Source organism: Streptomyces sp. CRCS-T-1, from assembly GCF_024442335.1.
GTDB classification, from domain to species: domain Bacteria; phylum Actinomycetota; class Actinomycetes; order Streptomycetales; family Streptomycetaceae; genus Streptomyces; species Streptomyces koelreuteriae.
This window is the reverse complement of the sequence record NZ_CP101651.1, coordinates 409231-427024: the sequence shown is the minus strand read 5'-3', so window position 1 is coordinate 427024 and position 17794 is coordinate 409231. Positions and strand designations below refer to the sequence as shown.

12 protein-coding genes are annotated in these 17794 nt (G+C 72.6%); 8 read left to right on the top strand and 4 right to left on the bottom strand.

The features are described from left to right. Positions 1 to 90 precede the first annotated feature (90 nt). Both NNW99_RS01870 and NNW99_RS01865 read left to right on the top strand, forming a co-directional pair. Positions 91 to 549, top strand: a complete 459-nt coding sequence (locus NNW99_RS01870) for a nuclear transport factor 2 family protein (protein WP_215116823.1) — start codon at positions 91 to 93, stop codon at positions 547 to 549. Positions 550 to 576: 27 nt separating this feature from the next. Continuing rightward, a complete protein-coding gene (locus NNW99_RS01865) occupies positions 577 to 1113 on the top strand; it encodes a flavoprotein (RefSeq protein ID WP_215116822.1) in 537 nt (178 codons plus the stop codon). A 3-nt stretch (positions 1114 to 1116) separates the two neighbouring features. On the opposite strand, the gene NNW99_RS01860 is transcribed toward NNW99_RS01865, so the two are convergent. Beyond that, on the bottom strand, positions 1117 to 1992 hold the full coding sequence (locus tag NNW99_RS01860) for a hypothetical protein (protein ID WP_215116821.1): 876 nt from the start codon (positions 1990 to 1992) through the stop codon (positions 1117 to 1119). Between the two features lie 215 nt (positions 1993 to 2207). On the opposite strand from NNW99_RS01860, the gene NNW99_RS01855 reads away from it, so the two are divergent. After that, on the top strand, positions 2208 to 3176 hold the full coding sequence (locus NNW99_RS01855) for an aldo/keto reductase (RefSeq protein WP_215116820.1): 969 nt from the start codon (positions 2208 to 2210) through the stop codon (positions 3174 to 3176). 16 nt (positions 3177 to 3192) lie between these two features. Here NNW99_RS01855 and NNW99_RS01850 read toward each other — a convergent pair whose 3' ends face one another. Next, positions 3193 to 4035, bottom strand: coding sequence for a phytanoyl-CoA dioxygenase family protein (locus NNW99_RS01850; RefSeq protein WP_215116819.1), 843 nt, complete (start codon positions 4033 to 4035; stop codon positions 3193 to 3195). Between the two features lie 61 nt (positions 4036 to 4096). Between NNW99_RS01850 and NNW99_RS01845 the strand changes: the two genes are divergently transcribed. Beyond that, the gene (locus NNW99_RS01845) at positions 4097 to 5080 is read left to right on the top strand and encodes a helix-turn-helix domain-containing protein (protein WP_215116818.1); all 984 of its coding nucleotides are present in this window, start codon (positions 4097 to 4099) and stop codon (positions 5078 to 5080) included. A 243-nt stretch (positions 5081 to 5323) separates the two neighbouring features. Beyond that, positions 5324 to 7474 (top strand): ricin-type beta-trefoil lectin domain protein, encoded by a 2151-nt coding sequence (locus NNW99_RS01840; protein ID WP_251057673.1) that lies wholly within the window; start codon positions 5324 to 5326, stop codon positions 7472 to 7474. 11 nt (positions 7475 to 7485) lie between these two features. On the opposite strand, the gene NNW99_RS01835 is transcribed toward NNW99_RS01840, so the two are convergent. Both NNW99_RS01835 and NNW99_RS01830 read right to left on the bottom strand, forming a co-directional pair. Continuing rightward, positions 7486 to 8742, bottom strand: a complete 1257-nt coding sequence (locus NNW99_RS01835; protein WP_215124109.1) for an arsenic transporter — start codon at positions 8740 to 8742, stop codon at positions 7486 to 7488. A 66-nt stretch (positions 8743 to 8808) separates the two neighbouring features. Then, positions 8809 to 11196: a SpoIIE family protein phosphatase gene (locus tag NNW99_RS01830; RefSeq protein ID WP_215116816.1), complete on the bottom strand. Its 2388-nt coding sequence runs from the start codon at positions 11194 to 11196 to the stop codon at positions 8809 to 8811. Between the two features lie 257 nt (positions 11197 to 11453). Between NNW99_RS01830 and NNW99_RS01825 the strand changes: the two genes are divergently transcribed. The 3 genes from NNW99_RS01825 (at position 11454) to NNW99_RS01815 (ending at position 17793) form a co-directional block, all read left to right on the top strand. After that, complete coding sequence (locus NNW99_RS01825; protein WP_215116815.1) at positions 11454 to 14543, top strand: glycoside hydrolase family 2 TIM barrel-domain containing protein; 3090 nt, start codon at positions 11454 to 11456, stop codon at positions 14541 to 14543. Between the two features lie 147 nt (positions 14544 to 14690). Continuing rightward, a complete protein-coding gene (locus NNW99_RS01820) occupies positions 14691 to 16934 on the top strand; it encodes a glycoside hydrolase family 9 protein (RefSeq protein WP_215116814.1) in 2244 nt (747 codons plus the stop codon). 67 nt (positions 16935 to 17001) lie between these two features. Further along, positions 17002 to 17793, top strand: a complete 792-nt coding sequence (locus tag NNW99_RS01815) for an alpha/beta fold hydrolase (RefSeq protein ID WP_215116813.1) — start codon at positions 17002 to 17004, stop codon at positions 17791 to 17793. Position 17794: the final 1 nt, after the last annotated feature.

The window sequence follows — 17794 nt, the reverse complement described above, 5'->3', positions numbered from 1 at the left end:
ACCACCACTCCTTGACGCGAGAACGAGCGTTCTCCTAGCGTAGCAGCCCTCCGGAGAACGCCCGTTCTCCGCTGTGACCGGGGAGCATTCATGACCGACCGCCCGCCCCTGCCGCCCTTCACCCGCGAGAGCGCCGCGAGGAAGGTCCAGGCCGCCGAGGACGCTTGGAACACCCGCGACCCGCACAAGGTCGCCCTCGCCTACTCGGAGGACTCCGTCTGGCGCAACCGCGACACCTTCGTCACCGGCCGCGCCGAGATCACCGAGTTCCTGACCCGCAAGTGGGAGCGCGAGCGGGAGTACGCCCTGCGCAAGGACCTCTGGGCCTTCGACGGCAACCGCATCGCCGTCCGCTTCCAGTACGAGTGCCGGGACACCGAGGGGCAGTGCTGGCGCTCCTACGGCAACGAACTGTGGGAGTTCGACGAGCACGGGCTGATGACCCGCCGCGAGGCGAGCATCAACGACGTACGGATCGAGGAGAAGGAGCGCCGCATCCTCGGCCCCCGGCCTGAGCGGGAACGCGGTCACACCTTCCCCGTCCGGTGATCCGGGGGAGTCGCTAGGGTTTCCGGGATGACCGAACAGGCCGCCCGCAAGCCCTTCCTCTACGTCGTCGTCTGCGCCGCCGGAATCGCCGCGGACGTCAGCGAACTGATCACCGCAGCGCAGGAGCGGAACTGGGAGGTCGGCGTCATCGCGACACCGGTCGCCATGAACGGCTTCTTCGACACGGCGGCCGTCGAAGCGCGGACGGGCCGCCCCATCCGCTCCGCCTGGCGCACCCCGGGCGAGCCGCGCCCCTTCCCGGCTCCCGACGCCCTGGTCCTCGCGCCCGCCACCTTCAACACCGTCAACAAGTGGGCGGCCGGCATCGCCGACACCCTCGCGCTGGGCACCCTGTGCGAGGTCGCGGGGCTCGGTGTGCCGATCGCCGTCCTGCCGTGCGTGGCCGACGCCCTGGCCGCCCACCCCGCCTACCGCGGCAGCCTCGAACGGCTGCGCGGGATGGGCGTGCGGTTCGGGGAGCCGTACACCGGAGAGCCGGGCGAGGACGGCGGGCGGCCGGAGTTCGGCTGGGAGCGGGCGCTGGACCTGATCGAGAAGGGCTGACGGTCAGCGGCAGCCGACCGTGGGACCCTCCACCATCCCGCCGGTGTACAGCGCCTGACCGCGCGGCATCCAGTACCCCAGCTTCGAGACCACCGACGAGCAGGAGGACCCCTGGGTGACCCGGACCCGCACGGTGGCCGGACGGCCCGGCTGGAGGTCGGTCAGCGCACAGTCCACGGAGTACGTCAGCCGGTCCTCGGCCGGGGCCCGTCCGATGAGGGGGTTGACGCACCGGGCGTCCGCCGTGCTGATCCGCACCCCCTTGCTCTCCTCGCCGATCAGCCCGAAGCGGGCGCTGCCGTCGCCCTGTTCGCTGTCGCGGTACACCCGGTACGTCAGCGTGGTGGTGGCCCCGCGGCGCAGGGCGGTCCGGTCGACCTCGACGCGGTGCGTGGGCCGCTGCTTCGGCGCGCTCAGGGTGAGCGTGGTCCGGACCGTGCCCCGCAGATCCACCCCGCTCGGCGTGGAGCGGACGTGCACGGTGGCCGTGACCTCGTAGGTCCCCGGCCCGGGATACGGCTGCGAACCGGGCAGCGTCCCGGAGGCGACCGTCCTGCCCTGGCGTTTCGCCGTCCAGGTGCCGGAGGTCAGACAGGCGTACCGGACGGACGTGCCGGGACGACCGCAGCTCGCGGGCGCCGAGACCGCCATCACCGGGGTGCCACTGCCCGCGCACAGACCGACGTCGGCCCGCTCGCCGTCCGCGCCGCGCAGGGTGCCCGCGGGCGCGCACAGCGTCGCCGGTCCCTCGGCCGCCGGAGCCTGGGCCCGGACCTCGTGCCCGGGCGGGGCCGGCCGGCTCCAGGCGGTCGAGACCAGGGCGAGGGACGCCGCGGCCGCCCCGGTCAGGATCCTGAGTGTCCTCCGTCGTGCCGCCACGCCTTCTCCCGTACGTCCCGGACCGGCCGGGCGCCGGTCACCTCCGCCGAGGATGCGGCAGCGCTCCGGCCGCCCCGCCGCTCCCACGCCGTGCGGTCACCTGGGGGCAGCAACGATGACGGCCCGTCAGCCGGTCCGGCGCACCCTGCCTTCGAGCGCACACGAGCACGTACGCTCCCCCTGGAACCCCCCTCCCGAAGGCAGGAGCAGCAACGATGCAGTACGTGAAGCTCGGTTCGACGGGCCTGGACGTCTCCCGGATCTGTCTGGGGTGCATGACCTACGGCCTGCCCGACCGCGGCCGTCACGAGTGGACCCTCGACGAGGAGGCCTCGCGCCCGCTGATCCGGCAGGCGGTCGAGGCGGGGATCACCTTCTTCGACACGGCGAACGTCTACTCCGACGGCACCAGCGAGGAGATCACCGGCCGTGCCCTGCGCGACTTCGCCCGCCGCGACGAGATCGTGCTCGCGACGAAGGTGCACGGCCGGATGCGGCCCGGGCCGAACGGCGGGGGACTGTCCCGCAAGGCGATCATCACCGAGCTCGACCAGAGCCTGACCCGCCTCGGCACCGACTACGTCGACCTCTACCAGATCCACCGCTACGACCCCCACACCCCGGTCGAGGAGACGATGGAGGCGCTGCACGACGTCGTCAAGGCCGGCAAGGTCCGCTACATCGGGGCCAGTTCGATGTACGCCTGGCAGTTCTCCAAGGCCCAGTACACCGCCCGGCTGAACGGCTGGACCCGCTTCGTCTCCATGCAGAACCACTACAACCTCGTCTACCGCGAGGAGGAGCGCGAGATGCTGCCCCTCTGCGCGGACCAGGGTGTCGGCGTACTGCCCTGGAGCCCCCTCGCCCGCGGCCGCCTCACCCGCGACTGGGACACCACGACCGACCGCAGCGCCACCGACACCTTCGGCAGCAACCTCTACCAGGAGGGCGACCGCACCATCGTCGAGGCCGTCACCCGCATCGCCACCGACCGCGGCGTCCCGCGCGCCCAGGTGGCCCTGGCCTGGCTGCTCCACCAGAACACGGTGACGGCGCCGATCGTGGGAGCGTCGAAGCCCGGGCACCTGGAGGACGCGGTGGCAGCAGTCGAGCTCCAGCTCAGTGACAAGGAACTCGAGGAGCTGGAGCGTCCCTACACGGCACATCCGATCGCCGGCCACTGAGCTTCTTCGCAACCGATCAGTGCGGCCCCTGCGGCGACGAGAACTCCGTCCCGCAGGGCCCCGCCCCCTCGCTCTCCTCCAGAACCACCCGCCCCCCGCTCATCGACAACGTCCGGTAGAACCGACCGATCCGCTCCGCCGACCGCCCCACGTAGTGCCCGATGAACGACCGCCGGAACCGCTCGTCCGACCGGTTCGGCTGCGACCCGTGCACCAGACTGCCGTTGAAGAAGAGAACGTCCCCCGGCGCCATGTCCACCGGCACCGGCGCCAGCCCCGGCGGCGGTGGAACATACTCCCGGGCGAAGGAAACCCCCTCGTCCGCCTCCTCCGGACAGAACACGTCCATGCGGTGCGTGCCCGGCACGACCTCCAGCCCGCCGTTCTCCCGGTCGATCACGTCACACGCCAGCCACGCCGCCACACACGTGCCCGGCTCCACCCGCAGATAGAAGTTGTCCTGGTGCAGCGCCTGGCCCCGGGCGCCCGGCGGCTTGAAGTAGAACATGCTCTGCGCGGCCAGGACCTCCTCCCCGAGGAGCGCCTCCAGGACCGTGCGCAGCCGGGCGTCCAGCAGGACGTCCCGGGCGCGGCCGTTGATCTCGTGCGGGTGCATCACCCGAGGCCAGACGCGCAGCGGATCCGCGTCCGCCCCGGACGCACGCGGCTCGAAGTGCCCGGGGACCGGGCCGGCCGCCCGCAGGGCCGCGAACTCCCCGCACAGCAGCTCGATCTCCTCGGTCCCGAAGAGCCCGCGCACGACGGTGAAACCGTCCTCCTCGAACCCCTCCCGGTACCGCCGGAGCCCGGCGGGGTCCAGGATGGAAGCGCCGGCGGCGCCGTTGCCCGTGACTGTCATGAGCGCACTCCTTAGTCAGGTGTCCACGGTCCGACACTAGGCAGCCCTGTCGTGGAGGAGGATGCCCGTGCGTGCTGACGAATTGCCCACCACTGCTGCGAACGGGAACGACGGGGACCCCGCCCCGCCGCCCGGACTGGTCGTGCTCGGCCACTTCGACCAGCCGCCCGGCTACGCCGTCAACCGTCCGCGCGGCTCCGCGAGCTGGCTGTTCACCTGGACCACGGGAGGCCGGGGCCGGCTGCGGCAGGGCGCCGTGGAGACCTCGGTCGGCGCGGGTGACCTCGTGGCGCTCGCCCCGGGTGTCCCGCACGGCTACGCGGTGGAGCCCGGCGCCCGGCACTGGCGGTTCTGGTGGGCGCACTGCCAGGCCCGCCCGTCGTGGGCCGGGTGGCTGCGGCCGTACGACACCGGCGACGGGGTGTACGTGGTGGCGTCCGCCCCGGCCGGGGTGCACGGCCGCGTCGAGTCGGCGTTCCTGCGGATGCACACCGACGCCCGCTGGACGGGGACCGGGGCCCCGCCCACCCCGCCCGCACCGGCGTCCCCGGACGGGCCCGTCGCCGTCGCACACGGCAGCGCGGCCCGCGAACTCGCCCTGTGCGCACTGGAGGAGATCGTCCTGCTGACGACTGGCGGCGCCCTGCCGACGGCGCCCCGCTCCGGCCTCGACGCCCGGATCCGCCGGGCCGAGGAGCTGATCGCCGCCGACCCGGGCGCCCCGCACACCGTCCGCTCGCTCGCCGAGGACGTGGCCCTGTCGCCGTCCCGCTTCGCCCATCTGTTCAGCCGACAGCTCGGCCAGTCGCCCATGCGCGCCCTGCGCGAGGCCCGGCTGCGGCACGCCGCGCGGCTGCTGGAGGGCACCGACCTGCCCGTGGAACGGGTGGCCGCGGCCTCGGGGTTCGCCAGCCCCTTCCACTTCAACCGCGTCTTCCGCGAGCGCTACGGGATACCGCCCGGCGCGTACCGGACGAAGTACGGCGACCCGTCCGGCCCAGCCGTTTCCGGACGGCGAGGGGAACCGGGCGAATACCTGCCATAAATGTCGGGCGGAGCAGACCGGAAATCCCTTTCGGGCGGCTGATTGACATTTTGTCAAAAAGCCCTGGGCGTCTACGCAATGCACGAAACCGTGAGATGCCTTGTTCCCTGTCGCTGAGCTGTGCAAAGGTGTGCCCTGTCGGCGTGCGGACAGCGCGCCGTTCTTTCGTATGCGCGAGGCCGCCGTGCCGGCATACCCCTTGGTATGGACTTTATTCCGCATGTCCTTGAGAGGAATGCAGCCGTGAACGACGCAAGTCCGTCGAATTCCCCGGCCCCGGCCCGCAGGTTCGGCCCGACGGACGAGCAACTGAGCGCCGAGCTCAGGAAGTGGACGGGTGCGACGCCCGCGCTCCATCCCGTCGGCGAGTTGCTGGACCGGCACTGGGAGGCGGCTTTCGCCTACGCCCGGCTGTGCACCGCCGGTCCGCATTTCGCCGGAATGCTCACCACGGCCGCCTTCACCCGGCTCTTCGGCGAGAGCCTGCGCCAGAACGGTCCGACATCCGCCTGGCGGCCCCAACTGCTCGTCACCGTGCGGCGGATCGCGGCCGAGTGGGCCGGAGACCACCGACGCGACATGCTCCACCCGGATCTGCTGTCCGAGGCCGGTGACGGGGAGCGCCCGGCCGCCCGGCTGCTGCCGCAGCGACACCGTCGCCTGCTGTCCGGGGCCTTCCAGCGGTTGCCCCAGTCGGCCCGCTGCCTGCTGTGGCACGTCGAGGTCGAGGCCGAACCGCTCACGGCTCCCGGCGGGCTGCTCGGCCTGGACGAGGAGGGCGCGCGGGTCGAACTGGCCCGGGCCCGCGACCGGATGCGCGAGGAGTGCCTCCAGGTCCACCGCGAAACCGCCCCCGACGAGGAATGCCGGCGCTATCTGCGTCTGCTCGACGTCACGTATCGAAGGGGCGCCCTCGACCTCGACCCCGATCTACGCGCGCATATCGAGGGATGCGGGCACTGCAGCGCCGCCGCGGACCAGCTCGACCGGTTCAACCACGGGCTCGGCGTCGCCCTGGCGGAGGCGGTGCTCGGCTGGGGCGGTCAGGAGTACGCCGAGAGTGCGGCGAGCGGTGCCGCCCAGGCCTCCCCGGAGAGCGCCGCACCCGAGGAGACGGCCGGCACGGAACCGGCCGGTGCCGCGCGTGCGGCCTTCCCGGACCCCGTCGCCCTCGCCGGCGCGATCGGGGAGTCCTTCACCGACCCCGCCGACCCGGTGACCGCGCCACCCGCCCCCGCAGCCGAAAGGGAAGCGCAGGCCCCACCGCGGGGCCCGGTCCAGACGCAGGACCAGTCACGGGACCCGGCGCAGGACCGGACGCGGGCTCTGGCGCAGGCCTTGGCCCACGCCCATGAGGTATTCCCCACCACCCCGCCCGACGCGCCGGCGCCGGCCGGTGGAACGGTCCCCGGCCCGGACGCCGTGGGCCCCCGCACCGCCTCCCGAAGATCCGCCCACAAGGCGGCCCGCCGTGCCGCCCGCCGCCGCAACCTCACCGTGGGCATCCTGACCGTCAGCGGCCTGGTCGTCCTCCCGCTGGTCCTGTGGTCCATCGGCGACTCCGGCGACACGGCCCCGCCGGCCGGCGCGGACCAGTCCTCCGAGGCGGCCGACCCGGGCACGGGCGAGCCGACCCGAGACCCGTCCTGGATCGGGGCGGGCGAGGCCCGCAAGGGCGCCCTGCGCGGCCGGCTGCACAACCTCGCCTCGGGCCTGTGCGTCGGCGTCGACGGCAAGAAGGCCGTCGAGGGCGCCGAAGCCGAACTCACCACCTGCTCCTCCGCCCCCGCCCAGCAGTGGACGTACGAGACCGACGGGCTGCTGCGCAACGGCGCCGACCCCGACCTGTGCCTGGACTCCCGGCTCGGCTACTCGGTGCGGCTGGCCCCCTGCACGGGCCCGTCCCGGCCCGACATCAAGGACATCAGTTACGACTTCGTCCTCCAGGGCGCCCTGGTGCCCCGCCGGGACCAGGAGCTCGCCCTCGCCCCGGCCGCGACCGACGGCTCGGGGTCCCTGGTCCTCAAGACCCGGGCGGACGACGAGGTCCAGCGCTGGGTGATCGACACCTCCAAGACCGACCTCCAGATGGAGGTCGTCAACTGGGAGGCCGCCGCGCCGGTGCCGACGGCCGCGCCCACACCGACCCCCACCCCGACACCGTCCAGGACACCCGAACCGGCCCCCACCCCGACCGCCGCTCCGTCGACGTCCCGGCCGGAGTCCCCGAGCCCCTCGCCCAGCACCACGTGCCACTACCACGGCTACCACTGCTCAGGAGACGGCGACGACGGCTACCCCGGCCACGGCTACGGATACGGCCACCCTGGCTACGGCTACGGCTACGGCTACGGCTACGGCTACGGCTACGGCTACGGCGGTCGCGGTCGCTGACCGGGCGCGACTCAGCCCCCGACGACCGCCAGCGACAGCCACAGCGCCACCACGGCCGGCACCAGCGCGGCGGGCACCGCGAGCAGCCCGAGCCGGGTGAACTCCCCGAGCTCGACGCGGTGCCCGTGCCGCTGCACGATCCGCCGCCACAGCAGGGTCGCCAGCGAACCGGCGTAGGTCAGATTGGGGCCGATGTTCACGCCGAGCAGCACCGCCAGCACGGCTCCGGGACCGGCCCCGGCGGTCAGCGGCAGCAGCACCAGCACCGCGGGCAGGTTGTTGATGAGGTTCGCCAGGACGGCGGCCAGCGCGGCCACGCCCAGCAGCGCGAGCAGGCCCGAGCCGTCGGGCAGCACACGGTGGAGGGCGTCGGCGAGGCCGTTGTCGACGACCGCGCGAACGACGACGCCGAGCGCGAGGACGAACGCCAGGAAGGCCGGGGCGGCGGAGCGCACCACCGTCAGCGGGGTGGCGCGCCGCCGCAGCAGCGCCCGCCCGGCCAGCACCAGCGCACCCGCCAGCGCGGCCCACGCCGGTGCGATCCCGAGGGCGGAGGCCACCACGAATCCGGCGAGGGTGCAGCCCACCGTGACCAGGGCGAACAGCGGCAGCTCAGGAGGCCGCTCGGGGTCGGCGGCGGGGAGCGGGGCGACCAGTTCCCGGGCGAAGAACCGCCGGAAGATCAGGTACTCGGCGGCGATCGCGACCAGCCAGGGCAGCGCCATCAGCGCCGTGAACCGGGTGAAGCTCAGCCCGCTCGCCGCGAAGGCGAGGAGGTTGGTCAGATTGGAGACCGGCAGCAGCAGGGACGCGGTGTTGGACAGGTGCGCGCACGCGTAGAGGTGCGGCCGGGCCTCGACGCCCATCCTGGTGGCGGTGGCGAGCACGACCGGGGTCAGCAGGACGACCGTGGCGTCCAGGCTGAGCACGGCCGTGATGACGGAGGCCAGTGCGAACACCGCGGTCAGCAGCCGCCCGGGACGCCCCGCCGCCCAGCGGGCCATCCATGCCCCGCACGCCCTGAAGAGTCCCTCCACGTCGCAGAAGTGGGCGAGCACCAGCACGGCCGCGAGGAAGCCGACCACGGGCCCCAGCCGCTGGATCTCCTCCCACGCGTGCGCGGGCGAGATCACGCCGACGGCGACCGCGAGCCCGGCGGCCGGAACCGCCAGTACGGCCTCGGGCAGCCCCTTGGGACGGACGACGGCCCAGACGAGCACCGCGGCCAGCAGCGCCACGGACAGGACTTCGGCGAGCGGGGTGTTCAGGGCGAGGTCCTCCGGAGCGCGTTACAGGCGGTGCCCGCCCATGAAACCAGGCTCCGGTAAGAACGCTCACATCGCGTCGAGCATCGTCAGCTCCGCCCAGATCGTCTTGCCGTCCGCGGTGTGCCTGCTGCCCCAGCGCTGGGTGAGCTGGGCGACCAGGAGCAGACCGCGGCCCCCCTCGTCCCAGGTCTTGGCCCGGCGCAGATGCGGGGCCGTGTGGTTGGTGTCGGACACCTCACAGATCAGCGTGTCCGCGTCGTGGATCAGCCGTAGCCGGATGGGCTTGGCTCCGTAGCGGATGGCGTTGGTGACCAGCTCGCTCACCACCAGCTCCGCGGTGAACGTGGCCTCGATCAGCCCCCAGCGGTCGAGCTGCTCGACGACCTGCTTGCGGATGGGGGCCACCAGCGCCGGGTCGGCCGGGATGTCCCAGGTCGCGACCTGGGAGGACGGCAGACCCCGGGTGCGGGCCAGCAGCAGGGCCACGTCGTCGGCGGAGCCGCCCGCGGGGAGCAGCGCCTGCAGCACGCGGTCGCAGACCTCGTCCAGCGAGCCGGCGGTCGCCGACAGGGCCTCGCGCAGCATCCGCTGGCTCGTGTCGACGTCCCGTTCGCGGCTCGCGAGGAGCCCGTCCGTGTGGAACGACAGGACACTGCCCTCCCGCAGCTCCACCTCGGCGCTCTCGAACGGCAGTCCCCCGACACCGAGCGGGGGACCGGAGGGCAGGTCGAGCTGCCGCGCCGGGCCGTCCGGTGGGACCAGGAAGGGCTGCGGGTGCCCGGCCCGGGCCAGGGTGCAGCGCCGCGACACCGGGTCGTACACCGCGTAGAGGCAGGTCGCCCCGACCTCGCCGGTACCGGCCGCGTCTTCGCCGCCGGACTCCTGGGACAGCCGGACGACCAGGTCGTCGAGGTGGGTGAGCAGTTCGTCGGGGGCCAGATCGATGTCGGCGAGGGTGCGGACGGCGGTGCGCAGCCGGCCCATGGTGGCCGAGGCCTGGATGCCGTGGCCGACGACGTCCCCGACGACCATGGCGACCCGCATCCCGGACAGCGGGATCACGTCGAACCAGTCGCCGCCCACACCGGTGCGGGTGGCGGGCAGATAGCGGGAGGCCGCCTCCACCGCGGCGGTGCGCGGCAGATGCCGGGGCAGCAGACTGCGCTGCAGCGTGAGGGTCGTCTCCCGCTCGCGGGAGTAGCGGCGCGCGTTGTCGATGCAGACGGCGGCCCGGGCCGTGACCTCCTCGGCCAGCAGCACATCGTCGTCCGTGAAGTCCTCGGTGCGCCGAAAACGGGTGAACACCGCGACCCCGAGGATGGTGCCCCTGGCCTGGAGCGGGACGGACATCGTGGAGTGGATGCCGTACTCGCGGACCCGGCGGAAGCGGACCGGATCCCAGGCGAGCCACCGTTCGAGGTCCTCCTCCGATCCCGAGGCCACCACCGCGTGGCCCGCGATCAGCGAGGCGGCCTGCGGGGAGGCATCCGGGTAGATCTCGACCTGCCCCGGCTTGGTGACGGCCTCGGGGCTGCCCGAGTTGATCGACTGGTGGGCGGCCCGGCGCAGACCCACCGGCGGGACGGGCGGCCCCGCGGACTCGCCGCCGTGCTCCCGGGTGTCGAGCAGGTCGACGCTGACGAAGTCGGCGAGCGCCGGCACGCACACGTCCGCCAGCTCCTGGGCCGTACGGGTGACGTCGAGGGTGGTGCCGATGCGCACGCTGGCCTCGTTCACCAGTTGCAGCCGCTCCCGCGCCCGGTACTGGTCGCTGAAGTCGTGGGCGGTCACGCACACGCCCCGCACCTGGCCGGACGGGTCGGTGAGCGGTGCGATCCGGGCCAGCCAGGCGTGCGCGCCCCGGGACTCGCCGCTGGCCTTCATGTACGTCTGCATGTCCTGCCGGTGGCCGGTGCTCAGCACCCGGCGCAGATTCTCCTCGAGCTCGGTGTTCTGCGGCCGGCTGCCGATGTCCGTGGGTCTCAGACCCCGCAGACGGTCGGCGGGCATGCCGAGCAGATCCGCCATGGCCTCGTTGACGCCGCGCAGCCGCAGCCCCTCGTCGAAGATCATCGTGGCGCAGGGCGACTGGGTGAGGGCCGCCCGCACCAGCGGGTCGTCCTCCGGCCCCAGGTCGTCGGCCTCCGGCGGGGACACCGCGAACCACTCGGACGCCTCGCCCTCCGGCGGTCTGCGGTGGGCGAGCACCCACACGGACACCGTGCGGCCGTCGCGGTGACGCAGCGCGAGCATGCCGCTCCAGCGGGCGTCGTGGGGCGCGGGTGGCGCGGTGGCGTCGTCGGCCAGCAGCTCGGCGGCCGGGCGGCCCACGACGTCGGCGGACGTGTGGCCCAGGAGGCGGCGGGCCCCCTCGTTCCACCCGGTGAGCGTGCCGTCGGCGGCGATGACGACACGGGCGGCCACGCCCTCGTCCAACGGCTCGTCCGGGGTCATCGTCGCCACTCCATACGGACACTCACAGTGATCAGAGCAGTCGCTTGAGTTCCAGCCTAGTCCGTAGGCGCCCGTCGTGAACCGGTAACCCCGGCAGCGCCCGGCCGTGCGGGGCCGGGGCGTGATTCCGGCCGATGTGACGCCTGGGGCAGAAGGACGTTGCCGCACCCTTGACGGCCCTGTGTGACACCTCGACAGAATCTGTTTGTTCACGATCAGTTGTGAGTAGTTCTGGGTATTGATGAGGGAGAGCCGTCATGTCGGTCACGCGCAGATCGGTCCTGCTCGCCTCCGCGGCCGCGCCCGCGGCCGGAGCGCTGCTCGGCTCCCCGCAGGCGTGGGCCGCCGAGGAGGCGCGCGGCGGGTCCGGTCGCAGCACCGTCGCCCTGCGCGACGGCTGGCGCTTCGCGCTGGTCGACCCGGGCGGCATCACCGACCCGACCGGCGCCTACGCCGACGCCGCGCTGCCCGGCCACGACGACTCCGGGTGGCGCGAGGTCGCCGTCCCGCACGACTGGAGCATCGAGCAGGCCCCCACCACCGAGCACGGCACCACCAGCGGCACCGGCTTCCTGCCCGGCGGCCTCGGCTGGTACCGCCTCGCCTTCACCCTGCCGCCCGCCCTGGCGGGGAAGCGGATCTCGGTGGAGTTCGACGGCGTCTACATGGACTCCCACGTCTACTGCAACGGCACGGAGGCCGGCCGCCACCCCTACGGGTACACCGGCTTCGCCTTCGACCTCACCGACCTGGTGCACACCGACGGCAGCACCGAGAACGTGCTCGCGGTCAAGGTCCAGAACCGGCTCCCCAGCAGCCGCTGGTACTCGGGCAGCGGCATCTACCGCGAGGCACGCCTGGTGATCACCGAGCCGGTGCACGTGGCCCGCTGGGGCACCCGCGTCCTCACCCCCGAGATCTCCGCCGAGCGGGCCGTCGTACGGATCGACACCACGGTCGTCGACGCGTCGGGCGCGGGCGCGGACGTCGAGGTCGTCTCCCGGATCGTCGACCGGAAGGGCCGCACGGTCGCCCGTACCTCCTCCACGGTCACCGTCACCGACGAGAAGACCGAGACCCACGAACTCACCGTCAGGCAGCCGGAGCTGTGGGACATCGAAGCCCCGCACCGCTACACCCTGCACACCGAACTGCGCGTCGGCGGCCGGACCACCGACACCTACCGCACGCCCTTCGGCTTCCGCACCTTCCGCTTCGACCCGGACGAGGGCTTCTTCCTCAACGCCACCCACCACAAGCTCAAGGGGGTCGACCTCCACCACGACCTGGGCGCCCTGGGCGCCGCCGTCAGCAAGGACGCCGTCCGCCGTCAGATGCTCATCATGAGGTCGATGGGCGTCAACGCCTTCCGCACCTCCCACAACCCGCCCTCCCCGGAGATGATCGAGGTCTGCGAGGAACTCGGCATCGTCATGCTGGTGGAGGCGTTCGACTGCTGGAAGAGCCCCAAGACGCGCTACGACTACGGCCGCTTCTTCGACGAGTGGGCCGACAAGGACATCGCGGAGATGGTCCTGGCCGCCCGCAACTCTCCCGCCGTCCTGATGTGGTCCATCGGCAACGAGGTCAGCGAGTTCACCTCCACCGCCGGTCTCGCCATGGCCGACCGGCTCATCGCCGCCATCAAGGCCCACGACGCCACCCGCCCGGTCGTGATCGGCTCCCACCGGCACCGCAGCGTGCCCGCCCCGGGCTCTCCCGGCGATCTGATCCTCGCCAAGATCGACGGCCTCGGCCTCAACTACAACACCGCCAAGTCGGTGGACGCCCTGCACGCCCGCTATCCCAAGCTGTTCCTGTTCGAGTCGGAGTCGTCCTCGGAGACCTCCACCCGCGGCGCCTATCAGGAGCCCGAGCACCTCAACACCGGCGAGAACCACACGCCGGGCAAGCGCGCGACCTCCTCCTACGACAACAACCTCGCCTCCTGGACCATGAGCGGCGAGTACGGCCACAAGAAGGACCGGGACCGCGAGTGGTTCACCGGGCAGTTCCTGTGGTCGGGCATCGACTACATCGGCGAGCCCACGCCGTACGACGTCTTCCCGGTCAAGGCCTCCTTCTTCGGCGCGGTCGACACCGCGGGCTTCCCGAAGGACATGTACTACCTCTTTCAGAGCCAGTGGACCGAGCGGCCGATGGTCCATCTGCTCCCGATGACCTGGAACCACGCCGAGGGCGACACGGTCGAAGTCTGGGCGTACGCCAACGTCGACACCGTCGAGCTGTTCCTCAACGGAAAGTCGCTGGGCGTACGGCGGTTCGACACGAAGAAGACTGTCGACGGCCGCGCGTACCTGGAGACCACCGAGGCGACCGGCGACGACAAGACCTTCACCGACGGCCCCTGGCCCGGCAGTTACACCAGCCCGAACGGCAGCGCCGGAAAGCTGCACCTGACCTGGAAGGTGCCCTACGAAGCGGGGGAGCTGAAGGCCGTCGCCCGCCAGGGCGGCAAGAAGGTCGCCACCGACGTGCTGCGCACCGCCGGCGCGCCGCACGCGATCCGCCTGACGTCCGACCGCGATTCCACCGCCGCGGACGGCCGTTCGCTGGTCTTCGTGACCGCCGAGGTGGTCGACCGGCGCGGCGTGGTGGTGCCCGGCGCCGAACACCTGCTCTCCTTCGAGGTGGCGAACGGCTCCCTGGCCGGGCTCGACAACGGCCGCCAGGAGAGCGCCGAGCGCTACCAGGCGAGCACCCGCACCGCCTACCACGGCAAGGCCCTCGCCATCGTCCGCTCCGGCACGCGGACGGGCACGGTGAAGGTGACCGCCCGCGCCGACGGCCTGCGCACCGGCACGGCGATGGTACGCGCCACCCCGGCCCGGGACCGGGCCGAGACGACCCCGCCCGCCTTCGAGCCGGAGCATCCGGCTCCCCTGGACCACCCGCACGCGGACGCCAGTTACTCGGGCCGCCCGGACACCCTGCCCGCCGCCATGCTCGACGGCGATCCGGCCACGGGCTGGTCCAACGGCTTCTCCAAGCAGGCCACGGCCCTGCTGCCCGCCTTCGACGGGGCCCGCGGCGAGGACTGGGTCTCGGTCGACCACGGGCGCACCCGCGGCTTCGACCGGGTGGACGTCTCCTTCACGGTGGACGCCACCCACAGCCTGCCCGCGGCCATCGCGGTGGCGGTGTGGGACGGCCGGGCCTGGCGGGCCGCCCGGGACACCGCGATCGACTGGGCCACCGCCTCCGACGCCCCCACGGTGATCACCTTCGAGTCCGTCCGCGGCACCCGGATCCGGCTCACCCTGACGAGCGGCCACCCCGACGAGACGCGGGGCGCGATACGCATCAGCAGGCTGGACACCGTCTAGTCCGCACTGGTCCGGACGGGTGACGGACAGCCAGTCCCGTCCGGACCGTTGACGGAGTGTCACATCAGCCACAACCATGGCGGGCATCCGTATCTGGGAGCGCTCCCATGGCGAGCGTCACCCGCCCCTCTCCAGAGGAGCCCGGACGTGAAACGACGCAGAACCGCCCTGCTGTCCCTGACGGCCCTCCTGGCGACCGCGCTCACCGCGCTGCCCTCCGCACCGGCCGGGGCCGAAGAGGTCGAACAGGTCAAGAACGGCGCCTTCGACACCACCACCGCCCCATGGTGGACGACCAGCAACGTCACCGGGGGCCTGTCCGACGGCCGGCTCTGCGCCGACGTACCCGGCGGCACCACCAACCGCTGGGACGCCGCCGTCGGGCAGAACGACATCACCCTCGTGAAGGGGGAGTCGTACCGCTTCTCCTTCAGCGCGACCGGCACGCCCGCCGGGCACGTGGTGCGGGCGATCGTGGGCCTGTCGGTGTCCCCGTACGACACCTACTACGAGGTGACACCGCAGCTCAGCGTCTCCGGCGACCGCTACTCCTACACCTTCACCTCGCCCGTCGACATGGCCCAGGCGCAGGTCGGCTTCCAGCTCGGCGGCAGCGCGGACGCCTGGCGCTTCTGCATGGACGACGTCTCGCTGCTGGGCGGCGTCGCGCCGGAGCCGTACGAGCCCGACACCGGCCCCCGGGTCCGCGTCAACCAGGTCGCCTATCTGCCCGCCGGGCCGAAGAACGCCACCCTGGTCACCGACGCCACGGCGAAGCTGCCCTGGGAGCTGAGGAACGCCCGCGGCACCGCGGTCGCCCGGGGCACGACCGTGCCGCGCGGGGTCGACGCCTCCTCCGGGCAGAACGTCCACTCGATCGACTTCGGCGCGTACCGCACGAAGGGCACCGGCTTCACCCTGGTCGCCGACGGCGAGACCAGCCGTCCCTTCGACGTCGACGCGAGCGTCTGGGAGCGGCTCCGCCTCGACTCGGCGAAGTACTACTACACCCAGCGCAGCGGCATCGAGATCCGCGAGGACCTGCGGCCCGGGTACGGCCGCCGGGCCGGTCACGTGGGCGTGGCACCCAACCAGGGCGACACCGCCGTGCCGTGCCAGCCGGGCGTGTGCGACTACAGCCTCGACGTCAGCGGCGGCTGGTACGACGCCGGCGACCACGGCAAGTACGTCGTCAACGGCGGCATCTCCACCTGGGAGTTGCTGAGCACCCACGAACGCGCGCTCCACGCCCGCACCGGCGACGCCGGCAAGCTCGGCGACGGCACGCTCGCCATCCCCGAGAGCGGCAACAAGGTCCCGGACATCCTCGACGAGGCCCGCTGGGAGCTGGAGTTCCTGCTGAAGATGCAGGTGCCCGCCGGTAAGCCGCTGGCCGGCATGGCCCACCACAAGATGCACGACGAGCAGTGGACCGGGCTGCCGCTGCTGCCGAGCGACGACCCGCAGAAGCGCGAACTGCACCCGCCGTCCACCGCGGCCACCCTGAACCTGGCGGCCACGGCCGCGCAGGCGGCCCGCCTGTACCGGTCCTACGACAAGGCGTTCGCAGACAAGGCCCTGGCGGCCGCCCGCACGGCCTGGTCGGCGGCGCTCGCCCACCCCGACCGCTACGCCTCCGAGAGCGACGGCGTCGGCGGCGGCGCCTACCCCGACAGCGACGTCACCGACGACTTCTACTGGGCGGCGGCCGAGCTGTATCTCAGCACGGGGGAGAAGCAGTTCGAGGAGTACGTCCTGAAGTCCCCGGTCCACACGGCCGACCTCTTCAAGCCCCTCGGCTTCGACTGGGCCCGCACCGGGGCGGCGGGCCGACTCGACCTCGCGACGGTGCCGAGCAGGCTGCCCGGCCGGGACAAGGTCCGTGAGTCCGTCGTCAAGGGCGCCGACCGCTACCTGGCCACCCTGAAGGACCACCCCTACGGCATGCCCTACGCGCCCGACGGCAACAAGTACGACTGGGGCTCCAGCCACCAGGTCCTCAACAACGCCGTCGTCCTCGCCACCGCGTACGACATCACCGGCGCCTCGAAGTACCGCGACGGAGCGCTGCAGAGCATGGACTACATCCTCGGCCGCAACGCGCTGAACCTCTCCTACGTCACCGGCTACGGCGAGGTCAGCGCCCAGAACCAGCACAGCCGCTGGTACGCCCGCCAGCTCGACCCCGGCCTGCCCAACCCACCGCGCGGCACCCTCGCCGGCGGGCCGAACTCGAGCATCCAGGACCCCTACGCACAGAGCAAACTCCAGGGCTGCGTCGGACAGTTCTGCTACATCGACGACATCCAGTCCTGGTCGACCAACGAGCACACGATCAACTGGAACGCCGCCCTGACCCGGATGGCCGCCTTCGTGGCGGACCAGGGGTAGGGAGCTGCCCGGTGCCGGGGGAGTCCGCCGACAGGACGCCCCCGGCACCCGCGCGTAGCCTGGTCACATGCACGCGGTGCGAGTAGACGGCGTCGAGGTCGCCTACGACCGGGTGGGCTCGGGCCCGCCCCTGGTACTGGTGCACGGCGCCACCGCGGACGCCCGCGTCTGGCGCGGCCAGATCGCCGACCTGGCCGACGCCTTCACCGTGGTCGCCTGGGACGAACCGGGAGCCGGCCGCTCCTCCGACGTACCGCCCTCCTTCACCCTGGCCGACTACGCCCGCTGTCTGGCGGCGGTCGTCAAGGACGTGGGGCTCGGACCGGCCCATGTCCTGGGCCTGGCCTGGGGCGGGACCATCGTCCTGGAGTTCTACCGGCACCACTCCGATCTCGTCAGGACGCTGCTCCTCGTCGACACCTACGCCGGTTGGAAGGGATCACTGCCCCCGGCGGAGGTGCGGGCGCGGGTCGAGGGGGCCGAGCGGGTGCTGGCGGTCCCGGCCGAGGACTTCGCGCCGACCATGCCGGGCCTGTTCGCGGGCGAGCCGCCCGCCCAGGCCGTACGCCTGATGTCGGTGATGTCGGCCGAGACACGCCCCCAGACCATGCGGACCGAGCTCACCGTCATGGCCGAGGCCGACCAGCGCGACCTGCTGCCCGGGATCACGGTGCCGACGCTCCTGCTCTGGGGCGAACTCGACTCGCGCTCCCCGGTGGAGCAGGTCGCCCACCCGTTCCTGGCGGCGATCCCGCACGCCACGCTGGTCGTGCTCCCGGGCGTCGGGCACCTCAGCAACATCGAGGCCCCGGAGGCCTTCAACCGGACCGTCCGGGAGTTCTGCCGCTCCCGGACCTGAG

Bases quoted from the DNA above. Each gene is read 5' to 3' on its own strand.
- NNW99_RS01825 (WP_215116815.1), top strand. From the start codon at position 11,454: ATGTCGGTCACGCGCAGATCGGTCCTGCTCGCCTCCGCGGCCGCGCCC.
- NNW99_RS01845 (WP_215116818.1), top strand. From the start codon at position 4,097: ATGCCCGTGCGTGCTGACGAATTGCCCACCACTGCTGCGAACGGGAAC.
- NNW99_RS01870 (WP_215116823.1), top strand. From the start codon at position 91: ATGACCGACCGCCCGCCCCTGCCGCCCTTCACCCGCGAGAGCGCCGCG.
- NNW99_RS01850 (WP_215116819.1), bottom strand. From the start codon at position 4,035: ATGACAGTCACGGGCAACGGCGCCGCCGGCGCTTCCATCCTGGACCCC.
- NNW99_RS01855 (WP_215116820.1), top strand. From the start codon at position 2,208: ATGCAGTACGTGAAGCTCGGTTCGACGGGCCTGGACGTCTCCCGGATC.
- NNW99_RS01830 (WP_215116816.1), bottom strand. From the start codon at position 11,196: ATGACCCCGGACGAGCCGTTGGACGAGGGCGTGGCCGCCCGTGTCGTC.
- NNW99_RS01815 (WP_215116813.1), top strand. From the start codon at position 17,002: ATGCACGCGGTGCGAGTAGACGGCGTCGAGGTCGCCTACGACCGGGTG.
- NNW99_RS01865 (WP_215116822.1), top strand. From the start codon at position 577: ATGACCGAACAGGCCGCCCGCAAGCCCTTCCTCTACGTCGTCGTCTGC.